This is a genomic window from Syntrophorhabdaceae bacterium, from assembly GCA_028713955.1.
Taxonomy (GTDB): Bacteria; Desulfobacterota; Syntrophorhabdia; order Syntrophorhabdales; family Syntrophorhabdaceae; genus UBA5609.
The window spans coordinates 1-7578 of sequence record JAQTNJ010000151.1; the positions used below are offsets into that span (position 1 = coordinate 1).

General features: G+C 49.5%; 6 protein-coding genes. All 6 read left to right on the plus strand.

Going from position 1 to position 7578, the window contains the following annotated elements; genetic code table 11:
- Positions 1-1053, plus strand: a 1053-nt coding sequence (locus PHU49_11970; protein ID MDD5244723.1) for a hypothetical protein, incomplete at its 5' end; no start/stop codon positions are given.
- 260 nt (positions 1054-1313) lie between these two features.
- A complete protein-coding gene (locus PHU49_11975) occupies positions 1314-3035 on the plus strand; it encodes a carboxyl transferase domain-containing protein (protein ID MDD5244724.1) in 1722 nt (573 codons plus the stop codon).
- A gap of 129 nt (positions 3036-3164) precedes the next feature.
- Complete coding sequence (locus PHU49_11980) at positions 3165-4334, plus strand: 8-amino-7-oxononanoate synthase (protein MDD5244725.1); 1170 nt, start codon at positions 3165-3167, stop codon at positions 4332-4334.
- 99 nt (positions 4335-4433) lie between these two features.
- A complete protein-coding gene (gene bioA, locus PHU49_11985) occupies positions 4434-5810 on the plus strand; it encodes an adenosylmethionine--8-amino-7-oxononanoate transaminase (GenBank protein MDD5244726.1) in 1377 nt (458 codons plus the stop codon).
- A 30-nt stretch (positions 5811-5840) separates the two neighbouring features.
- Entirely contained in the window at positions 5841-7115 is a 1275-nt protein-coding gene (larA, locus tag PHU49_11990; GenBank protein ID MDD5244727.1) for a nickel-dependent lactate racemase, read from the plus strand.
- A 47-nt stretch (positions 7116-7162) separates the two neighbouring features.
- Positions 7163-7578: DUF4147 domain-containing protein (locus PHU49_11995; GenBank protein MDD5244728.1), on the plus strand; the 416-nt coding region annotated here is incomplete at its 3' end.

Genomic DNA, 7578 nt, shown 5'->3' on the forward strand with positions numbered 1-7578 from the left:
TTTGATTTTGACGGCGGCCTTACGAGCAGGGTTACAGAGAAGGATATGCTGCAGGTGGGGAAACATCCCGGCAAGATCAACCTCACCGATGTGGACAATGCACTCAATATCCTCAAATATATGGACAAGAAGGCAGCCTGCGCGATTATGAAGCATAACAACCCCTGCGGCGTTGCGTGCGGGTCCACCGTTGCAGATGCCTTTGACAAGGCCTTCTGGGCGGACAGGATCGCGGCCTTCGGCGGTGCAGTTGTATTTACAAAAACTGTTGATGTGGAAGCTGCCAAAGCGATGGTCCCCTATTATTTCGAGGTCATATGCGCCCCTGATTTCGAAGGGGCTGCCATCGATGTGCTGAAGAAATGGAAGAACCTCCGGCTCCTCCAGATCAAGGAGATCGAAAGGCTCCAGAACTATAAAGGGAAGAGGTATATCGACTTCAAATCCCTCATGGACGGAGGCATAGTCCTCCAGGAGTCCCAGCCTTACACAATTAAAGGCAAGGAAGACCTGAAGCCCGCGCAGACAACATACAAAGGCCAGGTCTATGCGATCAAAAGACCGCCGACAGACAAAGAATTAAATGATATGCTCTTCGGCTGGTATGTTGAGTCAGGGGTGAGCTCCAATTCAGCGCTCTTTGTCAGGGATGAGGCCACCGTTGCCATCGGCACCGGCGAGCAGGACAGGGTCGGCGTCGTGGAGATCGCTGTCTTTAAGGCATATACGAAGTTCATGGATAAGGAAGTCTTTAAAAAGTTCGGTGTCCCCTATGCCGTCTTCAGACTGGAGGCTGAAAAAGGGTTGCGGAAGATGGAGGACCTGAAAGAGATCGAAGAATACACAAAGTCACAGAAGGGAGGACTCATAGGTTCCGTGGTGATCTCTGATGGTTTCTTCCCCTTCAGGGATGGCGTCGACGCGGCAATCAAGGAAGGGGCGACGGGCGTCATACAGCCGGGCGGCTCTGAACGTGATTTTGAGACTATAGAGGCCTGTAATGAGGCGAATGTGACGATGGTCTTCGCCGGGCAAAGGCTTTTTAAACATTAGATTCAACAGGTTAAGGTCGAGGGGCTCCATGGTTAGCTTATCCTCAACCTTAACCTGATTCTAACAAAAAGAACCGATTAATGAAAAATATCACATAATTTGAAGCAACCCTCAAAAGGAAACAGGATGAGCAATCTTGTGCCCTTTCCAGGGGTATTAGACATGAATATTTTTTTCATTTTGTGTTGACAAAGACAAGCTTTTGAAAATATAATTGTGAAAATAATTACAAATACTTTAAAAATCCAGTGGAGGTATGTATGAGACCTTATTTTGAGAAGATGCAGGAATGGACTAAAGCTGCCAAGGAGAATAAAGCGAACGCTGAAGAGATCAAGAAGGTTGAGCAGGGGATTGCAGAATTGGTTGAGAAGGTGAAAAACGCTGGTATTTCAAAGGAGACTTTGAACAAGAGAGGTGAATGGACAGTACATCAGAGACTTGAATATATCCTGGACCCCGGGACATGGGCCCCGCTTCATACCTTGTATGATCCTCTGAATGAAGAATCCGGAACCACCGGTGTTGTAGATGGTCTTGGAAGGATTAACGGAAGATGGTGTGTCGTTATCGGCTTTGATAATAAGGTCATGGCAGGCGCATGGATAGCGGGTCAGCCGCACAACATTCTCCGGGTCACGGATATTGCGAAGAGGCTCCATTGCCCCCTCGTATGGCTTGTGAACTGTAGTGGTGTGAAGCTGCCCGAACAGGAGAAGATGTATGCAGACAGGAGGGGAAGCGGTACAACCTTCTTCAGGCATGCAGAACTGAACAAACTGGGCATTCCCGTACTCGCTGCGATCTACGGAACGAACCCGGCTGGCGGCGGATATCAGGGTATCTCCCCGACGCTCCTTCTCGCGCACAAAGACTGCAACATCGCCGTCGGCGGCGCCGGTATCGTAAGCGGCATGTCGCCAAAAGGTTTTTTCGATGAGGAAACAGCGGAACAGCTTATTGAAGCAACAAGGAAGTTTAAGGCAGTACCTCCCGGCAGAGTTGAAATACATTATGATCATACAGGGTTCTTCAAACAGGTCTTCCAGTCCGAGGAAGCTATCCTTGACGCCGTAAAAGAGTGGGTCACCTATCTCCCGGCATATAACCACGGAAAATTCTTCAGAGTGGCAGCACCGGCAGAACCAAAATTTCCCGCTGAAGACCTTTACAGCATTGTATCTTTTAATCAAAAGATGACCTATGACGTTGAGCAGTTTATGGCAAGGCTTGTGGACAATAGTGAACATATGGAATTCAGACCCGGTTATGGTCCGGAACTCTATACGGGCCTTGTAAAGATTGACGGTTTTCTCTTTGGTATCGTTGCAAACAGACAGGGCATGATGCCGAAGGGTTATCCTGAATACGCACCCTATCCTGGGATCGGCGGCAAGTTCTACCGCCAGGGACTTATCAAGGTAAATGAATTCGTTTCACTCTGCGGCAGGGACAGGGTTCCAATGATCTGGATCCAGGATACATCGGGCATCGATGTTGGCGACATCGCAGAGAAGGCAGAACTTCTCGGGCTTGGCCAGGCGCTCATTTACTCTATCGAACAGAGCGATCTTCCCATGATGACCATCGTATTGAGAAAAGGTACTGCAGCAGCCCACTACATCATGGCCGGGCCTCAGGCCAACAACAACAACGCCTTTACGCTTGGCACCGCAACCACAGAGATCTATGTCATGCACGGCGAGACTGCCGCAGCGGCAAGCTTTGCAAGGAGACTTGTGAAAGAGAAAGATGCAGGGAAGCCTCTTGCGCCGGTTATTGCACAGATGAACAAATTAGTTCAAGCATACTATGACAATTCGAGGCCATCGCACTGCGCAAAAGCAGGTCTCGTTGACGAAGTAGTGGCGATGAAAGATCTGAGAAAGTATTTTGTCGCCTTCGCAAACTGTGTTTATCAGAACCCATCATCGATTTGTCCTCAGCACCAGATGATATTGCCAAGGGTTATCAAAGGCTAAGCAAAGGATAACATGCAGGGTGGATCAAACGATCCACCCTGTTTTTTTTTCGTTTAAGTTAACCTGTTTCAGTTAGATGTTGACTGTTATATGTTGTTGATGTAATGTGGTCTGTATCAGGTATATACAGTGTATAAGCAACTTAAAAAAAGACTCGAAGACATCAGAAAAAAAGGAAATTACAGACAGCTACGATATATTAAGCCGATAACCACCACGCAGATCCTGTATAACGGAAAGGCATACCTGAACCTCTGTTCAAACAGCTACCTTTCCCTCCATACACACCCGGATATTCTGAAAGCGGCAAAAGACGTGATCGATGAATATGGCGCGGGCACCTGTTCTTCGAGGAGCGTCTCGGGGAGCATTGACCTCTACGCGAAACTTGAAAAGATGATCGCCGGATATAAGGGTTACAGGAGAGGGCTTATCTTTTCCAATGGATATATGGCAAATATAGCGATCATCTCCACGCTAACGGACAGCGGTGATGTTATATTCAGCGACGAACTGAATCATTCAAGCCTCATAGACGCAACGAGGCTCTCACGGGCGAAAAAGGTTATCTACAAACACAGGGACGTGAATGACCTCGAAAAGAAGATGAACAGGGAAAGATCGGCGGGAAGGCGATACGTTGTTACTGAATCGGTTTTCAGCATGGACGGGGATATTGCGCCGTTATCAGATATCTTCGAACTCCGGGAAAGATATGGTTTCCATGTAATCCTGGACGATGCCCACGGCACCGGTATCTTTGGCCAAAAAGGCACCGGCGTTGAAGAGCTATTCGGTCTATCGGGCTCCATGGATGTCCACATGGCAACCTTCGGGAAGGCCCTCGGTTCTTTCGGTGCCTCTGTGCTTTCTGATGAGGTTGTTGTCAATTTTCTCGTCAACAGGGCGAGGACATTTATGTACACAACGGCATTGCCGGCATCCTCCCTTGCAAGCGCCATGACGGCCCTTGAGATGATACGGCGGGATGCCACGTATAAAGACGAACTATGGAAAAACATAGATTACATGAGGAGGCATTTGAACACTGCCGGTTTTGACCTGAAGGACAGCGTCGGACCTATCATCCCCATTGTTGTCGGCGAGGACACAAAGACCCTCAGGATGCAGGAACTCCTTATGAGAAAGGGCTTGTTTCTCCAGGGGATCCGGCCTCCTACTGTGCCCGAAGGCACATCACGGTTGCGATTAACGGTTGTGCGGGGGTTTACGCAAGACGATATGGACTATGCCATAGAGACCATCGTCGACGCCGGTAAAAAAATGAGACTGATTTAAAACAGCAGAGAGCTAAGAGCAGAGAGCTGAGAGCTGAGAGCTGAGAGCTTTACTCTCCGCTCTTAGCTCCATGCTCTCTGCTCGTATAATGGAGGTTTAATGTACAGCAAGAAGCAACTCGCAGATTGGGATAAGAGATATATCTGGCATCCATTTACCCAGATGCAGGATTATGCGGATATGCAGCCCCTGATCATCGAGAGGGGAGAGGGTTGTTACCTCATTGATACGGAAGGGAAAAGATATATCGATGGTGTTTCCTCGCTCTGGGTCCTGGTGCACGGACATGGTAAGAAAGAGCTTGTAGACGCGATCAAGAAACAATCAGAGGCCCTTTGTCATTCGACACTCCTTGGCCTTGGTAATGTTTCTTCCACTGTCCTTGCGAAAATGCTTGTTGATATAGCGCCTCGCGGGCTCGAAAAGGTCTTTTATTCGGATAACGGTTCAACATCTGTTGAGATCGCGCTCAAGATGGCATACCAGTACTGGCAGCAGAAAGGAGAGAAGAAGAGAAAGAGGTTTCTCTCCTTTACGAACGGCTACCATGGCGATACGATCGGATCGGTGAGCGTAGGCGGCATAGACCTTTTTCACAAGGTTTACAGGCCGCTGCTTTTCAAGACCCATAAAGCGCCATCACCCTATTGTTACCGCTGTCCTTTAAAGCTTACAAAAGAAGACTGCGGCATGGCATGCGTGGAACAATTCAAGCGTGTCGTTCGACAGTATAAGGACGAGATATGCGCGGTGGTGATAGAGCCTCTTGTACAGGGTGCGGCAGGCATGATAACACAGCCGGAAGGGTTTCTGTCGGCTGTCTGGAGGGTCGCAAAAGAAAATAATCTACTTTTCATAACCGATGAGGTGGCAACGGGCTTCGGACGGACAGGAACAATGTTCGCATGTGAGAAGGAATCGATAGAGCCCGATTTTCTCTGCCTTGCGAAAGGCGTTACAGGGGGCTATCTTCCACTTGCGGCGACCCTTACCACCGATAAGGTCTTCGGCGGCTTCCTCGGCAGGTTCGATGAGTTCAAGACCTTTTTCCACGGCCATACATATACGGGGAACCCCCTTGCCTGCGCTGTGGCGATAGAGAACATAAAACTTTTTAAAAAGGAACAGACCCTCAAAAGGCTCAAAGGGAAGATAGACCTGCTGGAAAATGAATTAGGGAGATTCTATGATCTGCCGCACGTAGGCGAGGTACGGCAGCGAGGATTCATGGTCGGTATTGAGCTTGTAGCTGATCTGAAAACAAAAAGATCCTATCCGCCGCAAGAGAAGATAGGACAGAAGGTCACATGGGAGGCGCGCAGGAGAGGGGTTATAATCAGACCCCTCGGTGATGTCATTGTCCTCATGCCCCCCCTTGCTATCAGCGAGGAGATGCTCAGGGAGCTCGTAGATGTTGTTTATCTCAGCATTGAAAGTGTAACGAACAAGGGTCCATCGATATTGCGGAATCAATAAGTTTTTAAGGGGTCATTCATGCATGTCATGATGAGATACGGGAGGAGAGGGTTGTCCGTAGATCTCCCTGACGGACCTGCAGTAGATGTGATCCGGAAAAGGTCAATGCCTGTGTTTAAAGAGCCGGGTGAAGCAGTGAGATCAGCCCTTTCACGCCCCGCGGGAAGCAAGTCTCTGAAAGAAGTGGTGAAGGGACGAAAGGGCATCTGTGTCCTTATCTGTGATAATACAAGGCCGGTACCCCATGCGATCGTATTGCCCGTGCTCATCGAAGAGTTGATCGATGCGGGCGCACACCCTGATTCAATAACAATCCTCGTTGCGACGGGTCTCCACAGGCCAAATGAGGGAGGGGAACTCCGCGAACTGATAGGGAGTGATCGGGTGCTGCAAACCGTGAAGGTGATCAATCACCTTGCGGGAAACGATGAAGACCATGTCTTTCTGGGGACTACGCCCCGCGGGACGCCGGTAAAGCTGGACCGTTGCTTTGTAAACGCAGAGGTACGGATTGCGGTTGGTCTTGTTGAGCCTCACTTCATGGCCGGTTATTCAGGTGGAAGAAAGCTGATTGCGCCCGGGGTTGCCCACCAGGATACGATCAGGGTGCTGCATTCCACCAGGATGCTGAACGATGAAAGGATAGCAAACTGCATACTCGATGGCAACCCTCTCCATGAGGAGCAGTTGCGGATAGTCGAAATGGCCGGAGGAAGTCTCGCGCTCAATACGGTCATTGACGAAGACCGTAACCTGTCCTTTGTCAACTTCGGTGAAATTAAACAAAGTCACCTCGACGCGGTCTTTTTTGCCCGCCCGTATTTTGAGATACCTGTTCCGCGAAAATATAAAACAGTTATCACCAGTGCGGCGGGTTACCCGCTTGACCGGAATTATTGCCAGACCGTAAAGGGGATGGTAGGTGCTGCCGATATCCTCGCGCCGGGAGGAGATCTCTTCATTGTCTCGGAATGTTCGGAAGGTCTGGGGACCGCCGAATACGCTGAATCGCAAAGACGATTGATCAATGCAGGCATGGACAGGTTCCTTGAAGAAACGTCACAAAAGCAGTATGCTTCTATCGATGAATGGGAGTCGGTTATGCAGGTTAAGGCGATGAAGACCGGGACCATACACCTTTACAGTGAAGGTCTCACAGGGGAAGAGCACGCATTAACGGGTGTTCAGAGGGTACAATCCCTGAAAGAGGCCGTAAAAAAGAGTGCCGGAACAAAAAGCGATACGCGCGTTGCAGTGATTCCGGAGGGTCCTTACGTAATCCCGCTTTACAGGCCTGAGACCTGAATTCCATAGTCCGTTGATGGCTGTACTTTTTTAACCATGTGGACGATATGAAAACGGATACGCACAGAGATCAGATCGTAAAGATCTTTTATGCCGCGCTTCAGTCGGCCGATCCTTACAAGGCGGTTGCCCTTCACGCAGACACGATATATTCTCTTTACGAAAATAAAAACTGCAGCAGGCTCTATGTCATCGGTTTCGGCAAAGCGGCAATCCCGATGGCAAGGGCAGCGGCAGAGAAGACCGGCGAGATTATCAGCGGCGGGATAGCCATTACCACATACGGACAGATAAAACAGGCCGACACCATTGATACAATAAAAATCTATGAAGCAGGACACCCGTTACCTGATGCAAACGGTGTGAGAGCAACTGCGGAGATCGAAAAACTTGTGCGCAATCTTGACGACCAGACCCTTGTTGTATGCCTTATCTCCGGCGGCGGCTCCGCCCTTCTCGTGTC